Below are 19,701 nucleotides of genomic sequence, written 5' to 3'. Positions count from 1 at the left end.
GGCGGGGCGCAGTGCTGTGCTGGTGGTGCGGTGGTGCTCAGTCCTCGCCGAGGTACGCCTTGCGCACCGACTCGTCGTGGAGCAGGTCGGCGCCGGTGCCGGTGAGCACGATGCGGCCGGTCTCCATGACGTAGCCCTGGTCGGAGAGGGAGAGGGCGGCCTGGGCGTTCTGCTCGACGAGCAGGATGGTGGTGCCGGCGGCCTTGAGTTCGACGATGGTCGCCATGATCTTCTGCATCATCAGCGGGGACAGGCCCATCGAGGGCTCGTCCAGCATCAGGAGCTTCGGACGGGACATCAGGGCGCGTCCCATGGCGAGCATCTGCTGCTCGCCGCCGGACAGGGTGCCGGCGGCCTGCTTGCGGCGTTCGCCGAGGATCGGGAAGAGCGTGTAGGCGCGCTCCACGTCCTCGGTGATGCCCGGGGTGTCCTTGCGCAGGAAGGCGCCGAGGAGGAGGTTCTCCTCGATGGTCATCCGGGGGAAGATGTGGCGGCCCTCGGGGGAGTGGGCCATGCCGAGTGCCACGATCTTGTGGGCGGGCACCTGGGTGAGCGGGGCGCCGTCGAAGGTGATCTTCCCGGCGGTCGGCCGGAGCAGGCCGGACAGGGTGCGCAGGGTGGTGGTCTTGCCGGCGCCGTTGGTGCCGATGAGGGTGGTGACCTCGCCCTGGTTGACGGTGAAGCTGATGCCCTTGACGGCTTCGATCTTGCCGTAGGAGACGCGGAGGTCCTCGACCTCAAGGAGCGCGGTCACTGGTCGTCCTCCGTGCTGGGGTCCGTGCTTGCCGCCGGGGCCTCGGTGGCCGCGGCGGCCTCGGTGGCGCCCTCCAGCGGGGCGCCGAGGTAGGCGGTGATGACGCGCTCGTCGTTCTGGACGGTCTCGCGGTCGCCTTCGACGATCTTCTGGCCCTGGACCAGGACGGCGGTGCGGTCGCACAGGTTGAAGATGAACCGCATGTCGTGCTCGATGACCAGGATCGCGATGCCCTTGTCGCGGATGGCGAAGACCAGTTCCTCGGCGGCGCGGGTCTCCTGCGGGTTCATGCCGGCGGTGGGCTCGTCGAGGAGGAGCAGGCCGGGGTCGCTGGCGAGGGCGCGGGCGATCTCCAGCTTGCGCTGCTCGCCGTAGGGCAGGTTGCGGGCGAGGTGCTCGGCCTTGTGGTCGAGGCCGCAGAACTCGAGGAGCTCCATGGCGCGCTCGCGGCTCTCGGCCTCGGCCTTGCGGTAGCCGGGGCCGCGCAGGATGGCGGAGAAGAGGCCTTCCTTGGTGCGGGTGTGCCGGCCGACCAGGACGTTCTCCAGGACGGTCATGTTGGCGAACAGCCGGATGTTCTGGAAGGTCCGGGCGATGCCGGCCTGGGTGACCAGGTGCGGCTTGGGCGGCAGGACGGTGCCCTTGTACCGGACGGTGCCCTCGGTGGGGACGTACAGGCCGGTGAGGCAGTTGAAGAAGGTGGTCTTGCCGGCGCCGTTGGGGCCGATCAGGCCGACGATCTCGCCGCTGTTGACGGTGAGGTCGACGTTGTTGACGGCGGTGAGGCCGCCGAACCGCATGATGACGCCGGTGGCTTCGAGGATCGGGGTGCCGGGTGCCTGGTCGGCGGGCCGCTGGGCGGGGACGGTGCTGGTGGTCATGGTGCGGGTCACGCCCCTGCCTTGGTGAGTACGGGTTCGTCGGTCACCGGCGGCTCGGCGTCGGCGGCGTCCTCGTGGAACTCGAGCTGGGCGCGGCGGTTGGCGATCAGGCCTTCGGGGCGCACCCGCATCAGCAGGACGAGGGCGATGCCGAAGACGAGCAGCTGGTAGTTCTTGAGGAAGACCAGCTTCTCGGGGATCAGGTAGAGCAGGGTGGCGCCGAGCAGCGGTCCGCTGATGGTGCCCATGCCGCCGAGGACGACGGCGGCGACCAGGAAGGCGCTGTTGGGCGGGACGGGTCCGGCGAACTGGTACGGGTCGGGGACGACGCTGTAGCTGACGTGGGCCATCACGGTGCCGGCGAGGCCGGCCAGGGCGGCGCCGAGGGCGAAGGCGAGCAGCTTGAGCTTGAAGCCGTTGATGCCCATGGCCTGGGCGGCGGTCTCGTCCTCGCGGATGGCGACCCAGGCGCGGCCGATCCGGGAGTCGTTGGCGCGGCTGAAGATGACCACGACGAACGCGGTGACCAGCAGCATCAGCAGGAAGTAGTTGGCGAAGCGGCCGAGGGTGAAGGAGCCGAAGCTGTGCTCCGCCCCGAAGTTGAACCCGAGGATGTCGAGGTCCGGGATGTTGCGGATGCCGTTGGGGCCGTTGGTGACCTTGGGGCCGGAGATGCCGTCGAGGCTGTTGACGGCGATCCGGAAGATCTCTCCGAAGCCGAGGGTGACGATGGCGAGGTAGTCGCCGCGCAGCCGCAGGGTGGGGGCGCCGATGACGACGCCGAAGACCAGGGCGGCGGCCATGCCGGTCAGGGCGGCGGCCCAGAACGGGAAGTGGACGCCGACCGGGGAGGAGCTGGAGCCGGAGACCAGGGCGGCGGCGTAGGCGCCGACGCCGAGGAAGGCGACGTAGCCGAGGTCGAGCAGACCGGCCAGGCCGACGACGACGTTGAGGCCGAGGGCGACGGTGGCGAAGATCAGGATGTTGACGCCGACGCTGGCGAAGTGGTCGTCGCTCTGGGTGAAGGGGAACGCGGCGGCGGCGGCGAACGCGGCGGCCGTGGTGGTGCCGCGGTGGCGTGCGTTGATCGCGGTGAGCTGGGCGATCAGGCCGCCGCGCAGCAGGGCCCAGGCGCCGAAGGCGGCCAGGATCAGGAAGCCGATGAACAGCTCGCCGTACTCGGTGGTGATGCCGTAGGTGAAGACGGTCAGGCCGATGGCGGCCGCCGCGATGATGATGAGGACCTCGACCCAGCGGTTGAGCGGGGCGGCGGGGCGCTGGTCGGGGCGGGTGCCGACCAGCTTGCTGACCGCGAAGCGCAGTGCGGCGAGCGGGTTGCCGGTCGGCTTCCAGGCCTCGGCGGTGGCCTCGCGGGGCAGGCCGAGGGCGCCGAGCAGCGGGAGCAGCGAGGCGAGGCCGGCCAGGTAGCCGCCCGGTTCGAGGTTGGCGACGCCGCCGAGTTCGTAGCTGATGGCGATCAGGGTGAACCAGGTGGTGGCGAAGGCGCCTGCGGCGAGGACCAGTGCGGCGGCCTCGGGGCCGGCCGGGCTGAGCCAGCGGGTGCCCTTGACGTGGTAGAGCGGGAGGGCGAAGAGCGCGGTGAGCAGGCCTGCGACCAGGGTGAGGATCTGGAGGCCGCCGGGGTAGCCGTCGACGGTGAGGTCGCCGGGGAACTCGGAGGTCCAGGTCCAGTGGACGAAGGTGCTGGCGGCGGTGGCCAGGCCGCCGGCGGCGACCAGGGCCTTGGCGGCCGCGGGGGGCATCGGGATGGCACTGCGCGTGGTGGTGCTCATGGTGTGGTCTCCCGCTTCCTCAGGCCCGGTCCGCGACGCGTTCCCCGAGTAGACCCTGTGGTCTCACGAGGAGGACGACGATGAGGAGCACGAAGGCCCAGACGTTGGCCCAGGAGCCGCCGCCGAGCTGGTGCATGCCGGGGATCTCCTGGATGTACGCGGTGGCCATGGCCTCGGCGACGCCGAGGACGAGTCCGCCGAGCATCGCGCCGTAGATGTTGCCGATGCCGCCGAGGACGGCCGCGGTGAAGGCCTTGAGGCCGGCGAGGAAGCCCATGGTGGGGGCGACCTGGCCGTAGCGCAGGCCCCAGCCGATGGAGGCGACGGCGGCGAAGGCGGCGCCGAGGGCGAACGCGATCACGATGATGCGGTCGGTGTTGATGCCCATCAGCTTGGCGGTGTCGGGGTCCTGCGCGGTGGCCTGCATGCCGCGGCCGGTGCGGGTCTTGCCGACGAAGGCGGCGAGGGCGCCCATGCACAGCGGGGCGGCTATGAAGAGGTAGAAGTCGGCGGGCTGCAGGGTGACCGGGCCGAAGACGTACGGGCCGCCGGGGAGTTGCGGAAAGCTGCGGCCGGACTTGGCGCCGGGGTAGAACTGCTCGACGACCTGCTGCAGCGCGATGGACAGGCCGATCGCGGTGATCAGGGGGGCCAGCTTGGGTGCTCCGCGCAGCGGCCGGTAGGCGAAGCGTTCGGCGGCGACGGCGATGAGCACGGCGACGAGGACTCCGCCGAGCAGCATCAGGGGCAGGGCCAGCCACAGACTGGTGCCGGACGGGAGGACGAGGTAGGTGGTGAGGGCTCCGAACCCACCTGTCATGAAGATCTCGCCGTGGGCGAAGTTGATGAGCTGGACAATGCCGTAGACCATTGTGTAGCCGATCGCGATCAACCCGTAAAGGGCGCCGAGGATCAGGCCGTTGGCCAGCTGCTGCGGCAGTTGGTGCACCGCTGGGCCTCCGAGGGGAGTCGGTTGGGTGGGTTCGGTGTGGGGGTCGGCTCGAACCGGGTGGCGTACCGGGATGTACAGCGGGGGGCGCTGGTTCGCAGCGCCCCCCGCCTGGTGGTTCGTGGTGTGGTGCCGTTACCGCGGTGGTGCCGTGGTGCGCCCGGTGGGCCGGTCCGCCGCCGGTCCTCCGGGGTGCCGCGCCGCCGGGGCGGCGCGGCGGTGGATCAGCCGGAGTAGGTGCCGGACTTGGCGACGGTCCAGGCGCCGTTCTTGACGACGTAGACGGTCAGCTGCTTGTTGACGGCGTCGCCGTACTCGTCGAAGGCGACCTTGCCGGTCACGCCGTCGAAGCTGACCTTGGAGAGGGCGTCGACGACCTTGGCGCGGGCGCCGTCCGGCACCTTGCCGCCGTTGGCGGAGGCGACGGCCTTGACGCCCTGGATGAGGGCCCAGGCGGCGTCGTAGGAGTAGCCGCCGTAGGCGGCGTACGGGTCGGCGTACTTGGCGGCGGTGTAGTCGGCGACGAACTTCTTGGCGGAGTCCAGGGACTCGACCGGGGCGCCGACCGAGGTGGCGAGGTCGCCCTCGGCGTTCTTGTTGGCCTTGTTGATGTACTCGGGGTCGTACATGCCGTCGCCGCCCATGACCGGGACGGTGACGCCGGCCTTCTTGAGCTGGTCGGTGAGCGGGCCGGACTGCGGGTACTCGCCGCCGTAGTAGATGATGTCGGCGCCGGCGGCCTTGGCCTTGGTGACGACGGCGGAGAAGTCCAGGTTGTTCTCGTCGATGTGGTCGCTGCCCGCGATCGCACCGCCGAGCTTGGTGAACTCCTTCTGGAAGGCGCCGACCAGGCCGACGCCGTAGGTCTTCTTGTCGTCGATCAGGTAGGCCTTCTTCTTGCTCAGGTCGTTGTAGGCGTACTGAGCGGCGAAGGGGCCCTGGATGGCGTCGGTGGTGGCGGTCCGGAAGTAGCTCTTGAACTGGCGCTTCTTCTCGGTCTCGTACTTGTCGCCCTGGGTCAGCGCGGGGCTGGTGTTGGCGGGCGAGATCTCGGCCAGGCTGGCGGCCTCGAAGACCTGCTGCATGGACTGGGCGACGCCGGAGTTCAGAGGGCCGACCACGCCGAGGACGCTCTTGTCGGCGACCAGGGCGGTGGCGTTCTGCTGGCCTTCCTGCGGCGACTTCTTGTCGTCCAGGGCCTTGACCTTGAAGGTGACGCCCGGAACTTCCTTGGTGTCGTTGGCGACCTTGGCCGCGAGCTCGACGGAGTGCTGGATGCCGAGGCCGAGGGCGGAGAGCGGGCCGGTCAGCGGCGCGTCGACGCCGATGGTGACGACGGTGCCGGCGGCGGCGTCGTCGCCGGCCTTCTTCTCACCGCGCGAGCCGCAGGCGGAGAGGGTGAGAGCTCCGGTGACGGCAATGCTCACGACAAGCAGTGAACTCTTACGCACGAGGGTTCCCTTCTGGATCAGGAAGGCGCGGCGCCCAAGTCGGCGGCCGGCCACGTCGCGCGCTGGGCCAGGCCCAATCGGTTGGCGCGGTGACTGGCCGTGACTCTAGAACGGGTTCGGCGGCTCGGGCAGAGGTCCGGTCAACCTGTGATTCTGTTGTTATCAGTACCCCTGCCGAAAATCTCACATGCTGAGCCAACGGGCCTTTCCGGGCTCCGGATAGCGGATTGCGTCTCGTCCTGTGGAAGGCTGTCCCGCCGGATTCCCTGCTCACCCAAGGAATGTCCGGTTATCGGACAGTAGTGTTCGGGGAGGGCGGAACGGGCACCCGCGTCCGGATATCGGAATCCGGACAGGCGATATGGAGGTTTCGCGAGAGATCTCCTGGGTAGCCGTCCCCGAGGATCTGACTCGCCGTCTGGATTGCACGCGTGTTACGCAGCGTTACATCCAGAAAGGGCATCCCGGCGTCCGGCGGGGCCGCGGCGCAGTCGGTCACCAGGAAGCGCACCTCCAGCCGGGCCGCCGCGCCCGCCTCGATCCGCCGCGGCACGGGCCCCAGCAGTTCGGTGGTCAGACCCCGGTAGCCCTGGTGCAGGGCCAGCAGGTCGACCGGCCCCGGGCCCTCGTCCTCGACGGTCAGCAGCAGCACGAACCCGGCGCCCGGCCCGGTGGCCGCCGAGCGGACGCCGGCGTAGTGGAAGTGGGTGATCTGAGCGGGGTACGGCGGTGGCGAGTTGGCCGCCTGCTCGGGCCGGGCGGCGGTGTGCGGACCGGAGCCCTGGCGGACCGTGACGAACGCGGCCGCCGCGAGCAACAGCCCGGCCGCGGCGTAGATCTGACGGCGCGTCGGGCGCCGGGTGCGGGGCGGCCCGGACGGCCGGGCGGCGGTCGCCCGGGTGCCCTCGGCGGGCTCGACCGGGCCGAGGGAACCGTGCCGGTCCGGCGGCTCGCCGCCGCGCCCCTGCCGTGTCCCGGACATGCCACCGCCCCCTCGTCTGGCCATGGCCTGCCCCGGCGGGGCGAGCACCAAACCGGCGTTCGAACGAGGGGGCGGCGGTGGCCGCTCAGAGATCGCGGAGCATGCAGGTCAGACGGCAACTGGTGATCCGCCGGCCGGTGTCGTCGGTGACCGCGATCTCGTACGTGGCGGCGGTGCGCCCCTTGAAGACGGCGGTCGCCACCGCGGTCACCAGGCCCGAGGTGGCCGAGCGGTGGTGGGTGGCGTTCAGGTCGACGCCCACCGCGTAACGGCCAGGACCGGCGTGCAGCATCGCCCCGATCGAACCGAGCGTCTCGGCCAGCGCGGCCGACGCCCCACCGTGCAGCAGCCCGTACGGCTGCTGGTTGCCCTCCACCGGCATGGTCCCCACCACCCGGTCCGGCGACGCCTCCACCACCTTGATGCCGAGCTTGTCGCCCAGGTGCCCGCCGGAGAACGTCTGCGCGGTGACGCCGAGCTTGGCGAAGTGGTCGAGCACGTCCTGGGGCACGTTGAGAACGGGGGCCTCGTCGGTCATGGCGCTCCTGCCGCTGGATGAGGGTCACGGGGGTGGTGCTGCCAGTGATCGTACGACCGGCGCGGGCGGGCGGCCCCGGTGCGGTGCCCTGCGTCCTCACGTCCGTTGTCGGCGCCGGGCCATAGGATCTGTTGCTGGCAGTGGAACCGGCAGGACGGACGTGGACGTGGCTACGCAGAGTGCAGGCAAAGGCGCGGGCGAGGGTGCGGGGGGCCGGCCCCGGCTGATGCTGCTCGACGGGCATTCGATGGCGTACCGGGCGTTCTACGCCCTGCCGGTGGAGAACTTCAACACCACCACCGGCCAGCCGACCAACGCCGTCTACGGCTTCGCCTCGATGCTCGCCAACACCGTCCGGGACGAGCGGCCCACCCACCTCGCGGTCGCCTTCGACGTCTCCCGGCAGACCTTCCGCTCCGAGGAGTTCCCGGACTACAAGGCCAACCGCGCCAAGACCCCGGACGAGTTCCGCAGCCAGATCGGCCTGATCCACGAGCTGCTGGACGCGATGAGCATCCGGCGGCTGTCCGTCGAGGGCTTCGAGGCCGACGACGTGATCGCCACCCTGGTCACCGCCGCCGAGGCCGAGGGGTTCGAGGTCCTCATCGTCACCGGCGACCGCGACTCGCTCCAGCTGGTCACCGACCGCACCACCGTGCTGTACCCGACCAAGGGCGTCTCCGAGCTCACCCGCTACACCCCGGAGAAGGTCGCCGAGAAGTACGGCGTCACCCCCGCCCAGTACCCGGACCTCGCCGCGCTGCGCGGCGACCCGTCGGACAACCTGCCCGGCATCCCCGGCGTCGGCGAGAAGACCGCCGCGAAGTGGGTCAACCAGTTCGGCTCCTTCGAGCAGCTGGTCGAGCGGGCCGACGAGGTCAAGGGCAAGATCGGCGAGAAGCTCCGCGAGCACCTCGACTCGGTCAGGCGCAACCGCGTCCTGACCGAGCTGGTCCGCGACGTCGAACTGCCGCTCGGCGTCACCGACCTCGGCCGCGAGCCCTTCGACAAGGAGGCCGTCGGCCGGCTCATGGAGAGCCTGGAGTTCCGCAACCCCAACTTCCGCGACCGGATCCAGGGCATCGACCCGGCCGGCGCCGAGCCCGAGGCCGCCGCCGAGGCCCCGCCCGGCCTCGACGTCGACGGCGAACTGCTCACCGAGCCCGGCGCCCTGGCCGGCTGGCTCGACCAGCACGGCAAGGGCCTGGTCGCCCTCGCCGCCGTCTACCGCTGGGCGCTCGGCTCCGGCGAGGTCCAGGAGATCGCGCTCGCCGCCGGCGACACCGCCGCCTGGTTCGACCCGGCGCAGCTCGGCGAGGCCGACGACCGCGCCTTCACCGCCTGGCTCGCCGACGCCACCCGCCCCAAGGCCCTGCACATCGCCAAGCACGTGCTGCGCGCCTTCGCCGAGCAGGGCTGGCAGGTCGCCGGCGTCACCGCCGACACCGCCCTCGCCGCGTACCTGGAGAAGCCCGGCCGGCGCACCTTCACCCTCGACGTGCTCGCCGAGGAGTACCTGGCCCGTTCGCTGGCCCCCGCCGCGGCCGTGGAGAGCGGGCAGCTCTCGTTCGACGCCGAGGAGGAGGACGGCACCGCCGCCGCCCAGGCCCTGATGGTGCAGGCCCGGGCGATCCTCGACCTGGCCGCGCTGTTCGAGACCAGGCTGGCCGAGGTCGGCGCGGTCGAGCTGTTCCACGACATGGAGCTGCCGATCGCCGCCCTGCTGGCCCGGATGGAGCGCTACGGCATCGCCGCCGACCGGGAGTGGCTCACCGGCCTGGAGACGCAGTTCGCCGCCGAGATCCAGCGCTGCGTCGAGGAGGCGCACGCCGCCGCCGGCCACCCGTTCAACCTGGGCTCGCCCAAGCAGCTCCAGGAGATCCTGTTCGGCGAGCTGGCGCTGCCCAAGACCAAGAAGATCAAGACCGGCTACACCACCGACGCCGACGCGCTGACCTGGCTGGCCGGCCAGACCACCAACGAACTGCCGGTCATCCTGCTGCGCCACCGCGACCAGGCCAAGCTGCGCACCACCGTCGAGGGCCTGCTCAAGACCGTCTCGCCGCAGGGCCGGATCCACACCACCTTCAACCAGATGGTCGCCGCCACCGGCCGGCTCTCCTCGCAGGACCCGAACCTGCAGAACATCCCGGTCCGCACCGAGGAGGGCCGGGCGATCCGCCGCGCCTTCGTGGTCGGCGAGGGGTACGAGGCGCTGCTCACCGCGGACTACTCGCAGATCGAGCTGCGGATCATGGCGCACCTGTCCGAGGACGCGGCGCTGATCGAGGCCTTCGAGAGCGGCGAGGACCTGCACACCACGGTCGCCTCGCAGGTCTTCGAGGTCGCCCCGGAGGCGGTCGACGCGGAGATGCGCCGCAAGATCAAGGCGATGTCCTACGGCCTCGCCTACGGCCTGTCCGCGTACGGGCTCTCCCAGCAGCTCGGCATCAAGCCCGCCGAGGCCCAGGGCCTGATGGACACCTACTTCCTGCGCTTCGGCGGGGTGCGCGCGTACCTGCACCGGGTGGTCGAGGAGGCCCGCGCGGTCGGGTACACCGAGACCCTGCTCGGCCGCCGCCGCTACCTGCCGGACCTCACCAGCGACAACCGCCAGCGCCGCGAGATGGCCGAGCGGATGGCGCTGAACGCCCCCATCCAGGGCTCGGCCGCCGACATCGTCAAGCTCGCCATGCTGCGGGTCGACGAGGAGCTCACCAAGGCCGGCCTGGCCTCCCGGATGCTGCTCCAGGTGCACGACGAGATCGTGCTGGAGCTGGCCCCCGGCGAGCGCGAGCAGGTCGAGGCGCTGGTCCGCGAGCAGATGGCGGGCGCGTACCCGCTGCGCGCCCCGCTGGACGTCTCGGTCGGCGTCGGCGCGAACTGGGAGGCGGCCGCGCACTGAGCCGCGCTACCGTCGGGCCGAGCGGCGGGCGCCGCCCGGCCCGACGGGGGGAGTCGCGGATGTTCGGTGCTGCCAGATGCCCGGTCGGGCCCGCGGAACGGGCCTGGATCGAGGAGTCGCTGGCCTGGCTGCTGGCCGAGTTCGGGCCCGAGGTGCTGCTGCGGCCGCCGGTACTGCCGACGGCGGAGCACTTCCCCGGGCCGTTCGACGGCTCCCCGGAGCAGATCCGCGCGCTGGTGGTCCGGCTGTGCGGGGACTTCGGCGTCGACCCGGCCGGGCTGTCGATCGAGATCGAGGAGCACGACCCTCGGGCCGACCGGATGGCCGCCGAACTCGGGCTGACGGTCAGCTCCAGCGGCGCGGCCGGCCACTTCCGGATCGAGGGCGGGCGCCCGGTGGTGGCCGTCGGCCAGGAACAGGCCGCCCGGCCCGTCTCGCTGGTCGCCACCATCGCCCACGAGCTGGGGCACGTCCGGCTGATCGCCGAGCGGCGGACCGACCCCGACCGCCCCGACGGCGAGCCGCTGACCGACCTGCTCACCGTCTTCTTCGGCTTCGGCGTCTTCAACGCCAACGCCGCCTTCACCCGGACCGTCGACGGCGACCGGATCAGCCGCCACCGGCTCGGCTACCTGCCCCAGGAGGCGTACGGCTACGCGCTGGCCTGCTACGCCCACCTGCGCGGTGAGTCCCGGCCCGGCTGGGCGGCCCACCTGGACACCAACCCGCGCGGCTACCTCCGCCAGGGCGCGCGCTTCCTGCGCCGCCACCCGCTCCCCTTCACCGCCCGCTGAACCGCCGGCCGAACCGCCCGCCCGACCACGCCTCCGGCCCCGCCGCCGGGCGCCCCCGGACCTCGGCTAGGATCCCGCGGACAGGGCACCGGCCCGCCCGTGTCGCAGGGCCGGGCGGCCGTCGGCAGCGGCGGGCTCACTTGCGGGGGTTGGCCCGGCGGGTCGGCTCGGCGGAGGCCGGGTCCTCGGGCCACGGGTGGCGCGGGTAGCGGCCGCGGAGTTCGGCCCGGACCGCCTTGTAGCCCTCGCGCCAGAACCCGGCCAGGTCGCCGGTGACGGCCGCCGGGCGCCCGGCGGGGGAGAGCAGGTGGACCGTCAGCGGTACCCGTCCGCCCGCCAGGGCCGGGGCGGCCTGCCAGCCGAACAGCTCCTGCAGCTTGACCGCCAGCACCGGCCGGTCGCCGGAGTAGTCGACCCGGATCCGGGAGCCGGTCGGGACCGTGATCCGCTCCGGTGCCAGCTCGTCCAGCCGCCCCGCCTCGCCGGCCGCCCACGGCAGCAGCCGCTGCAGCGCGGCCGCGGTGTCGATCCGGGCCAGGTCCGACCGGCGCCGGGCCCGGGAGAGTTCGGGCTCCAGCCACCGCTCGGCCGACTCCAGCAGCGCCCGGTCCGAGACGTCCGGCCAGGGCTCGCCCAGCGTCCGGTGCAGGAAGGCCAGCCGCTCGCGCAGCGCGGCCGCGGCCGGCGGCCAGCCGAGCAGCGCGCCCACTCCCTCCCGGGCCAGGCCGGTGAGCAGGGCAGCCCGCACCAGCGCCGGATCGGGCGACCTGAGCGGCTCGGCGGCCAGCTCGATCGCGCCCAGCGCCACCACCCGACGGCTCGTCAACTCCCCGTCCCGGGTGGACCACTCCACCTCCTGGCGTTCGCTCAGCAGGGTCGCGCCGGCCTGCCGGGCGGTGTCCTCGTCGAGCGCCGCGGCCCGCCGGATCCGGGCCGACGGCGCACCGGCCGGCCGGTCCGCGTCCGCCACCACCAGCCACCGGGTGCCCGACAGCCGTGCGCCGGGCGGGAGTTCGGCCGCGGTGCCGGAGGCCATCAGGTACGGGCCGTCGGCCCCGCGGGCCCGGGCGATCCGTTCGGGGTGGGCAAGTGCGACCACCAGCCCGGCCGCCGCCGGGTCGGACAGCGCGGTCGCCGGCGCGTCGACCGCGCGCTGCAGCCGCCGGACCTCCTCCCGCCAGCGGCGGGGGTAGCCGTCGCCGCCGCCGCGCACCGAGCGCCAGACCTCCGCCAGGTCGTCGCCGAGCGCCCTCGGCGGTTCCTCGGAGAGCAGCGCGACCAGTTCGGCGGCCCGCCGGGCGCCGACCGCGGCCGCGCCGTCCAGCAGCGCCCGGGCGAGCCGGGGGTGCAGCCCGGTGCGGGCGATCCGGCGGCCTTTCGCGGTGGCCCGGCCGTCCGCGTCGACCGCGCCCAGGGCGGCCAGGGTCCGGCGGGCGGCGGCCATCGCGCCGCCGGGCGGCGGGTCCGGCAGCGCCAGCGACGCGGCGTCCGGATCGCCCCAGCAGGCGGCCTGCAGGGCGAAGGAGGTGAGGTCGGCGAGCGCGATCTCGGGCGCGGGGAAACCCGGCGCGAGCGCGTCGGCGGCCTCCGCCCAGCAGCGGTACACCGTCCCCGGGGCCTGTCGCCCGGCCCGCCCGGCCCGCTGCCGCCCGGCGGCCAGCGACGCCCGTACGGTGACCAGGCCGGCCAGTCCCCGGGCGTGGTCGGTGCGGGGCTCGCGGGCCAGCCCGGAGTCGACCACCACCCGCACCCCCGGCACGGTCAGCGAGGATTCGGCGACCGAGGTGGCGAGCACCACCCGGCGCCGCCCGCCGGCGGTCAGCGCGGCGTCCTGCACCGCCTGCGGGGCCTGGCCGTGCAGCTGCAGCACCTCCACCGGCAGGTCGCCGAGGTACCCGGCGACCCGGGCGATCTCGCCGACGCCGGGCAGGAAGCACAGCACGTCGCCGTCGCGTTCGGCGAGCGCCCGCCGGACCGTCGCCGCGACGTGCTCCAGCAGCGCCGGGTCCACCCGGGTGCCCTGCGGCGGCCGTACCGCCCGCGGCGGCGGCGCCCACACCACCTCGACCGGGTACGCGACGCCGTGCGCCTCGACCACCGGCGCGGGGCCGTCCTCGCCGCCGAGCAGGCCGGCCCAGGCCGCGGTGTCGGAGGTCGCCGAGGCGCACACCACCTGCAGCTCGGGCCGCAGCGCCGCCCGCACGTCCAGCAGGAAGGCGAGCGCGGTGTCGGCGTCCAGGTGCCGCTCGTGGCACTCGTCGAGCACCACCACGTCGACGCCGGGCAGTTCGGGGTCGCGCTGCAGGCGCTGGAGCAGCACCCCGGTGGTGACCACCTCGACCACGGTGGCCGGCCCGGCCGTCCGCTCGCCGCGCACGGTCAGCCCGACGGCCTCGCCGACGGCGGAGCCGAGCAGCCAGGCCATCCGCCGGGCCGCGGCCCGGACCGCCAGCCGCCGCGGCTCGGCGACCAGTACCCGGCGCGGCGGCCCGTCCAGGCCCGGTACGAGCCCCGCCAGCGCCAGCGGCACCAGCGTGGTCTTCCCGGTGCCCGGCGGTGCGGCCAGCACCGCGACCCCGCGCTCGGCCAGCGCCCGGTGCAGCGCCGGTACGGCGGTGCGGACGGGCAGTTCCACCCCCGGCAGACGCACCCCCGCTCAGCCCCGTTCGGCCACGAAGACCGCGGTGCCGGGGATCAGCCGGCCGCGCAGCGGGCTCCAGCCGCCCCACTCCTGCTCGTGCCCGTCCGGCCACTCGGGCTCGACCAGGTCCAGCAGCCGGAAGCCGGCGCCGGTCAGCTCGCGCACCCGGTCGCCGAGGGTGCGGTGGTGCTCCACGTAGGTCGCCCGGCCCTGCTCGTCCTGCTCCACGTACGGGGTGCGGTCGAAGTAGGAGGCGGTGGCCGTCAGCCCCTCGGGGCCGGGCTCGTCGGGGAAGGCCCAGCGGATCGGGTGGGTCACCGAGAACACCCAGCGCGCGCCGGGCCGCAGCACCCGGTGCACCTCGCGCATCAGCGCGGCGGTGTCGGCGCTGAACGGCACCGCGCCGTACGCGGAGCAGGCCAGGTCGAAGGAGCCGTCGGCGAACGGCAGCACCGCGGCGTCGGCCTGCACCAGGTCGACCGCGTCGTCGCCGCGGCCGAGGTCGATCCGGCGGGCGTGCTGCAGCTGCCGGAAGGAGATGTCCAGCGCGACCGGGCGGGCGCCCTGCGCGGCCAGCCAGCGCGAGCACTGCGCCGCGCCCGCGCCGATCTCCAGGACGGCCAGGCCCTTCAGCGAGCCGGCCGGGCCGAGCAGCCGGGCCTCGGCCTCGTCCAGGCCCTCCGGGCACCAGACGAAGCGGTCGTCGCCGAGGAACTCCCCGTGCTCGTCCTGGTACTCGTCCGCGTTGCGGTCCCACCAGTGCCGGCTGGCGTGGCTGCTCTCGGCCAGGCCTGCGGTGCGGCGGACGGCGTCGCCGTCGTCCTCGTCGTCCAGGTCCGCGGGCGGCAGGTCGTCGAGGTCGTCGAGGTCGTCGGGCTGGAGGTCGGGGGTGGTGGCCAAGGTGGTAGTGCCCGTCGCGTAGGGTATGGAGTGCGGAAGCGCTGCTGCCGCGACCGGCCCCGCAAGGGCCGGCATCGGGCAGTGGCATCCGGGGTGGGCCCCTTCGGCTGCCTGCCTCACACCTCCGGTGTGAGCTGCGCCTTCGGAGGATATGGCCTGATCGATCCCGGCCTCTACCGGTCCCGCCTCCTCCGGCGTTGACCGTGCCCGGCTGTCCCCGTATGCTACAAGTTGCGCTGCGGGCCTGCGCGCCTCGGACGGAGCAGGTCGCGCTCGCATCTGTCGAAGACCCCACGGTCGCAAGACGGACACCCCTTGGTTCTCCAGGACGGTGCGCCGTGTTCTTGGCTGTCCGGCTTTCGGTGGGAGCGACACGGGCCCCCCGCGTGGCATTACCTACGACTTCATGTCCGTACCGGAGCCCTTTTCCTAATGACGAGCCCCACCGACACCTCTGTCAGCACCACCCCGCAGGTTGCGGTCAACGACATCGGCGACGCCGAGGCCTTCCTCGCCGCCATTGACGAGACCATCAAGTACTTCAACGATGGCGACATCGTTGAGGGCGTCATCGTGAAGGTCGACCGTGACGAGGTGCTCCTCGACATCGGTTACAAGACCGAGGGTGTCATCCCGTCTCGCGAGCTCTCGATCAAGCACGACGTCGACCCCCACGAGGTTGTCTCCGTTGGCGACAACATCGAGGCCCTGGTTCTCCAGAAGGAGGACAAGGAGGGTCGTCTGATCCTGTCCAAGAAGCGCGCTCAGTACGAGCGTGCCTGGGGCACGATCGAGAAGATCAAGGAAGAGGACGGCATCGTCACCGGTACCGTCATCGAGGTCGTCAAGGGTGGTCTCATCCTCGACATCGGCCTCCGTGGCTTCCTCCCGGCCTCGCTGGTCGAGATGCGCCGCGTCCGCGACCTCCAGCCGTACGTCGGCAAGGAGCTCGAGGCCAAGATCATCGAGCTGGACAAGAACCGCAACAACGTGGTCCTGTCCCGCCGTGCCTGGCTGGAGCAGACCCAGAGCGAGGTCCGCCAGACCTTCCTCACCACCCTGCAGAAGGGCCAGGTGCGCTCCGGCGTCGTCTCCTCGATCGTCAACTTCGGTGCCTTCGTGGACCTGGGTGGCGTCGACGGCCTGGTGCACGTCTCCGAGCTGTCCTGGAAGCACATCGACCACCCGTCCGAGGTTGTCGAGGTCGGCCAGGAGGTCACCGTCGAGGTTCTCGACGTGGACATGGACCGCGAGCGTGTCTCCCTGTCGCTGAAGGCGACCCAGGAGGACCCGTGGCAGCAGTTCGCCCGGACCCACCAGATCGGCCAGGTCGTCCCGGGTAAGGTCACCAAGCTGGTTCCGTTCGGTGCGTTCGTCCGCGTGGACGAGGGCATCGAGGGTCTGGTCCACATCTCCGAGCTGGCCGAGCGCCACGTGGAGATCCCGGAGCAGGTCGTCCAGGTCGGCGACGAGATCTTCGTCAAGGTCATCGACATCGACCTCGAGCGCCGCCGCATCAGCCTCTCGCTGAAGCAGGCCAACGAGTCCCTCGGTGCCGACCCGGCGTCGGTCGAGTTCGACCCGACCCTGTACGGCATGGCTGCCTCGTACGACGACGCGGGCAACTACATCTACCCGGAGGGCTTCGACCCCGAGGCGAACGACTGGCTGGCCGGCTTCGAGAAGCAGCGTGAGGAGTGGGAGCGCCAGTACGCCGAGGCGCAGGCCCGCTTCGAGCAGCACCAGGCCCAGGTCATCAAGAGCCGTGAGGCCGACGCCGCCGCTGCCGCCGAGGCCGGCGAGGAGGCCCCGGTCTCCGGTGGTGGCTCGTACTCCTCCAGCAGCGACGAGGGCTCCGGCGCTCTCGCTTCGGACGAGGCGCTCGCCGCGCTCCGCGAGAAGCTGGCCGGCGGCCAGAGCTGATCGCTGATGGCCCGTCACTGACGGTCCGTTGCTGAGGAACCCCCGCCCGGGAGACCGGGCGGGGGTTCCTTTTTTGCTTATGTGGTCTTTATGTGCAGGAAAGTGTGATATGAGGCTCATGGCCCTGCTCTAGGCCCGTCCGGGTGATGCGCATACCTTTGGGGCAACTGTCCGAAAGGCCTCCTTGCACATGCGCCACTCGCACACTGCTGCACCGCACGCGCCCGCCGACGTCAAGGTCGGTGGGCGGCTCGCGGCCCTCGGCCGGGCCTGTCACCGCCACCGACGCTGGGTCCTCGGCTTCTGGGTGGTGGTCCTCGCCCTCGGTGTGCTGATCGGCGGCCGGGTCTTCGAAGGCACCGTCGCCTCGACCGGGGCCGGCGGCTCCGAGTCGGCGCGGGGCACGGCGGTCGTCGAGGCGGCCGATCCCGTCAAGGGCACCGTCACGGCCGTGGTGGACGGCGCGTCCGTCGCCGACCAGGCCGTGCGCGGCGCCGTGACGGCGGCCACCGCCGAGATCTCGGCCCTCCCCGGGGTGGCCTCGGTGGCCGACACCTACGGTGCCGGGACCGCGCTGACCTCCGCCGACGGGAACGCCAGTCTGGTCTCCGTCCGGATGGCCGACTCCTCCACGCCCGCACAGCTGGACGCCGTGACGCACCGGCTGGCCGGCATCGAGGCCCCGGGCGCGCACGTCACCGTCGGCGGCGACCTGGTGCTCCAGCAGGAGGTCAAGGACCAGACCGAGAAGGACACCCGTTTCGGTGAGATCGTCACGCTGCCGTTGACGCTGCTGGTGATGGTGCTGGTCTTCGGCGGCCTGGCGGCGGCCGGACTGCCCGGGATCGGCGCCATCGCCTCGGTGGGCGGCGCCCTGCTGGCGATGTTCGGCTTCAGCCAGATCATGGACATCGACACCAGCGTGCTGCCGATCGCCACCGTGCTCGGCCTCGGCCTGTCGATCGACTACGCGCTGCTGATGGTCAACCGCTTCCGCGAGGAACGCGGCAACGGCGCCACCATCGCGCAGGCCGTCGAACGCACCTCGGCCACCGCCGGGCGGACCGTCGCCTTCTCCGGGCTGACGGTGGCCGTCGCCCTGTCCGGCCTCTTCGTCTTCACCAGCCCGGTCTTCCGGGCGGTCGCCGCGGCCGGCGTCTCCGTGGTGGTGATCGCCGTCACGGCGGCGCTCACCCTGATCCCCGCGCTCCTCGGCGTCGTCGGACGCCGGATCAAGACCCCGAGCGCCCCGGTGCCGGACGAGGGATTCTTCTCCCGGGTGGTCCGGGTGGTGCAGAAGCGTCCGGTGCCCGTGATGCTCGCCTGCGTCGCGCTGCTGCTGGCCGCCGGTGCGCCGTTCCTCGGCTCGCAGTGGCGCAACTCCGGCGCCGACGTCCTGCCGAAGTCCTTCGCCGCCCGGCAGGTGGCGCAGACCGTCGACCAGCGCTTCCCGCAGCAGGCGCCCGCCCCGGTCACCGTCGTGGTCGAGGCGGACCAGGCCAAGGCCCAGGCGTACGCCGACCGGGTGGTCGCCCAGCTGCCGGGGGTGAGCGGCGTCCGGGCCGTGGCCCCGGTCGGCGACGGGCTCAGCACGGTGGACGTCCTGGTCAAGGGCGACCCGCAGGGCGCCGAGGCGAAGAAGGTGGTCGACGAGCTGCGGGAGAACCGCGGCGGGCTGACCACCTACGTCACCGGTGACGCCGCCTCGGTGGTCGACTTCCAGCACGAGATCTCCAGCCGCGGCCCGTGGGCGCTCGGCCTGGTCGCGGCGGGCACGCTGATCCTGCTGTTCATGATGACCGGCTCGGTGGTGATGCCGGTCAAGGCGCTGCTGATGAACGTGCTCTCGCTGGGCGCCTCGCTCGGCGCCCTCACCCTGGTCTTCCAGCACGGCTACTTCAGCGGGCTGCTCGGCTTCACCCCGACCGGCGGACTGGAGACCTTCATCCCGGTCCTGGTCTTCGCCTTCGCGTTCGGCCTCTCGATGGACTACGAGGTCTTCCTGCTCGCACGGATCAAGGAGCTGCACGACCAGGGGTACGACTCCACCAAGGCCGTCCAGCTCGGGCTCCAGCGCAGCGGCCGGATCATCACCTCCGCCGCTCTGCTGATGGTGATCGTCTTCGCCGGGTTCGCGGCCGGGCAGATGCTCATGGTCAAACAGATGGGCATCGCCCTGGCGGTGGCCGTCGCGGTCGACGCGACACTGGTCCGCGGCCTGCTGGTCCCGGCCACCATGTCGCTGTTCGGCAAGCTCAACTGGTGGGCCCCGGCCCCGCTGCGCAGCCTGCACCGGGTGATCGGGCTGAGCGAGCACATCAAGCTGCCCCCGCTCACCCTGCCCGGCCGGCTGCCGGCGCCCCGGCTGCCCGGCGTCCGGCCGCTCGCCCCGGCCGCCGACTGAGCAGCGGGGCGGCCGCGGGCGGCTCGGAACGGGCGCGGCTCGCGGCGCCGGCTCAGCGGTTGACGCAGGCGTTGCCGTAGCTCGGGGTCAGCGCGGTGGCCGCGTCCAGCACCCCGCAGGCGGAGGCCGAGCCGGTGCCGGCGGCCAGCAGGCCGAACAGCGCGGCGGCGAGGATCAGGGCGGAGCGGGTGGTGCTGCTCATGGCGGGGACTGCCTCTCTGGGTGGACTGCTGCCCAGCACAACGCCCGAGGCGCGCTCCGGGCATGCGGCACTCGCCCGTTCGGCGTAGTGGGGGTCCGGTGCGGTGTCCCGTCCCGTACCCGGGCGGGCGGGCGGGTCAGGCCAGCCGGCGCAGCAGCGGGACGGCCTCGCGCAGCAGTTGCTGCTCCGGCGGGCTGAGCCGCTCGGCGATGGCCGCCGCCATCGCGCCCTCGCGGCGGGCCCGCTGGGCGTGCAGGGCGCCGGTGCCGCGTTCGGTCGCGGCGATCAGCACCTTGCGGCCGTCGCTGGCGTGCGGCTGCTGCTCGACCAGGCCGGCCTCGGTCAGCAGGGCGACGGTGCGGGCCATCGACTGGTGCCGCACCCGCTGCAGATCGGCCAGCTCACTGGTGGTGCGGGGGCCTTCGCGGACCAGCCAGCCGAGTACCGCCGCCTGGTTCTGCGGCAGCTCGTCGCCGACCCGCAGGCCGCGGACCAGGGTGCCGAGGGCGAGTCGGAGCTCGGCGGCGAGTTCCAGGGGGTCGACGTTCTCCATGTGATCAGCCTAGCGCCTGTGCCTGCAGCAA

General features: G+C 72.6%; 15 protein-coding genes. 4 read left to right on the top strand and 11 right to left on the bottom strand.

The window, feature by feature from the left end:
- Positions 1-37: 37 nt before the first annotated feature.
- From AC2TEW_RS17850 to AC2TEW_RS17820, 7 genes are all read right to left on the bottom strand, one after another.
- Entirely contained in the window at positions 38-754 is a 717-nt protein-coding gene (locus AC2TEW_RS17850; protein ID WP_033820211.1) for an ABC transporter ATP-binding protein, read from the bottom strand.
- Positions 751-1,635, bottom strand: coding sequence for an ABC transporter ATP-binding protein (locus AC2TEW_RS17845; RefSeq protein ID WP_484624450.1), 885 nt, complete (start codon positions 1,633-1,635; stop codon positions 751-753). Before AC2TEW_RS17845 ends, AC2TEW_RS17850 begins: the two co-directional genes overlap by 4 nt.
- Before the next feature lie 8 nt (positions 1,636-1,643).
- Positions 1,644-3,428 (bottom strand): branched-chain amino acid ABC transporter permease, encoded by a 1,785-nt coding sequence (locus AC2TEW_RS17840; RefSeq protein WP_484624346.1) that lies wholly within the window; start codon positions 3,426-3,428, stop codon positions 1,644-1,646.
- A gap of 19 nt (positions 3,429-3,447) precedes the next feature.
- Positions 3,448-4,377, bottom strand: a complete 930-nt coding sequence (locus AC2TEW_RS17835) for a branched-chain amino acid ABC transporter permease (protein WP_033820209.1) — start codon at positions 4,375-4,377, stop codon at positions 3,448-3,450.
- A 224-nt stretch (positions 4,378-4,601) separates the two neighbouring features.
- Positions 4,602-5,828: a branched-chain amino acid ABC transporter substrate-binding protein gene (locus tag AC2TEW_RS17830; RefSeq protein ID WP_484624345.1), complete on the bottom strand. Its 1,227-nt coding sequence runs from the start codon at positions 5,826-5,828 to the stop codon at positions 4,602-4,604.
- A 289-nt stretch (positions 5,829-6,117) separates the two neighbouring features.
- On the bottom strand, positions 6,118-6,810 hold the full coding sequence (locus AC2TEW_RS17825) for a Tat pathway signal sequence domain protein (protein ID WP_484624344.1): 693 nt from the start codon (positions 6,808-6,810) through the stop codon (positions 6,118-6,120).
- Positions 6,811-6,895: 85 nt separating this feature from the next.
- Positions 6,896-7,348 (bottom strand): PaaI family thioesterase, encoded by a 453-nt coding sequence (locus AC2TEW_RS17820; protein WP_033820207.1) that lies wholly within the window; start codon positions 7,346-7,348, stop codon positions 6,896-6,898.
- Positions 7,349-7,574: 226 nt separating this feature from the next.
- Here AC2TEW_RS17820 and polA point away from each other — a divergent pair, with 226 nt between their 5' ends.
- Positions 7,575-10,253, top strand: a complete 2,679-nt coding sequence (gene polA / locus AC2TEW_RS17815) for a DNA polymerase I (protein WP_484624449.1) — start codon at positions 7,575-7,577, stop codon at positions 10,251-10,253.
- Between the two features lie 59 nt (positions 10,254-10,312).
- Positions 10,313-11,047: a hypothetical protein gene (locus AC2TEW_RS17810; protein ID WP_484624343.1), complete on the top strand. Its 735-nt coding sequence runs from the start codon at positions 10,313-10,315 to the stop codon at positions 11,045-11,047.
- A gap of 136 nt (positions 11,048-11,183) precedes the next feature.
- On the opposite strand, the gene hrpB is transcribed toward AC2TEW_RS17810, so the two are convergent.
- The gene (hrpB, locus tag AC2TEW_RS17805; RefSeq protein ID WP_484624342.1) at positions 11,184-13,682 is read right to left on the bottom strand and encodes an ATP-dependent helicase HrpB; all 2,499 of its coding nucleotides are present in this window, start codon (positions 13,680-13,682) and stop codon (positions 11,184-11,186) included.
- Positions 13,683-13,703: 21 nt separating this feature from the next.
- A complete protein-coding gene (locus tag AC2TEW_RS17800; protein WP_484624448.1) occupies positions 13,704-14,537 on the bottom strand; it encodes a class I SAM-dependent methyltransferase in 834 nt (277 codons plus the stop codon).
- Between the two features lie 483 nt (positions 14,538-15,020).
- Between AC2TEW_RS17800 and rpsA the strand changes: the two genes are divergently transcribed.
- Both rpsA and AC2TEW_RS17790 read left to right on the top strand, forming a co-directional pair.
- Entirely contained in the window at positions 15,021-16,511 is a 1,491-nt protein-coding gene (rpsA, locus tag AC2TEW_RS17795) for a 30S ribosomal protein S1 (RefSeq protein WP_033819128.1), read from the top strand.
- Positions 16,512-16,701: 190 nt separating this feature from the next.
- On the top strand, positions 16,702-18,915 hold the full coding sequence (locus AC2TEW_RS17790; RefSeq protein ID WP_484624341.1) for an MMPL family transporter: 2,214 nt from the start codon (positions 16,702-16,704) through the stop codon (positions 18,913-18,915).
- A 52-nt stretch (positions 18,916-18,967) separates the two neighbouring features.
- On the opposite strand, the gene AC2TEW_RS17785 is transcribed toward AC2TEW_RS17790, so the two are convergent.
- Both AC2TEW_RS17785 and AC2TEW_RS17780 read right to left on the bottom strand, forming a co-directional pair.
- Entirely contained in the window at positions 18,968-19,117 is a 150-nt protein-coding gene (locus AC2TEW_RS17785) for a hypothetical protein (RefSeq protein WP_484624340.1), read from the bottom strand.
- A gap of 136 nt (positions 19,118-19,253) precedes the next feature.
- The gene (locus AC2TEW_RS17780) at positions 19,254-19,670 is read right to left on the bottom strand and encodes a MarR family winged helix-turn-helix transcriptional regulator (protein ID WP_484624339.1); all 417 of its coding nucleotides are present in this window, start codon (positions 19,668-19,670) and stop codon (positions 19,254-19,256) included.
- Positions 19,671-19,701 lie beyond the last annotated feature (31 nt).

This window comes from Kitasatospora sp. NEAU-CNBT7 (assembly GCF_057220535.1).
This window is presented reverse-complemented; position numbering and strand designations above follow the sequence as displayed.

Excerpts from the sequence above, each read along its gene's own strand:
- AC2TEW_RS17845 (WP_484624450.1), bottom strand. The coding sequence starts at position 1,635 with ATGACCACCAGCACCGTCCCCGCCCAGCGGCCCGCCGACCAGGCACCC.
- AC2TEW_RS17840 (WP_484624346.1), bottom strand. The coding sequence starts at position 3,428 with ATGAGCACCACCACGCGCAGTGCCATCCCGATGCCCCCCGCGGCCGCC.
- AC2TEW_RS17825 (WP_484624344.1), bottom strand. The coding sequence starts at position 6,810 with ATGTCCGGGACACGGCAGGGGCGCGGCGGCGAGCCGCCGGACCGGCAC.
- AC2TEW_RS17820 (WP_033820207.1), bottom strand. The coding sequence starts at position 7,348 with ATGACCGACGAGGCCCCCGTTCTCAACGTGCCCCAGGACGTGCTCGAC.
- polA (WP_484624449.1), top strand. The coding sequence starts at position 7,575 with ATGCTGCTCGACGGGCATTCGATGGCGTACCGGGCGTTCTACGCCCTG.
- AC2TEW_RS17810 (WP_484624343.1), top strand. The coding sequence starts at position 10,313 with ATGTTCGGTGCTGCCAGATGCCCGGTCGGGCCCGCGGAACGGGCCTGG.
- rpsA (WP_033819128.1), top strand. The coding sequence starts at position 15,021 with ATGACGAGCCCCACCGACACCTCTGTCAGCACCACCCCGCAGGTTGCG.
- AC2TEW_RS17790 (WP_484624341.1), top strand. The coding sequence starts at position 16,702 with ATGCGCCACTCGCACACTGCTGCACCGCACGCGCCCGCCGACGTCAAG.
- AC2TEW_RS17785 (WP_484624340.1), bottom strand. The coding sequence starts at position 19,117 with ATGAGCAGCACCACCCGCTCCGCCCTGATCCTCGCCGCCGCGCTGTTC.
- AC2TEW_RS17780 (WP_484624339.1), bottom strand. The coding sequence starts at position 19,670 with ATGGAGAACGTCGACCCCCTGGAACTCGCCGCCGAGCTCCGACTCGCC.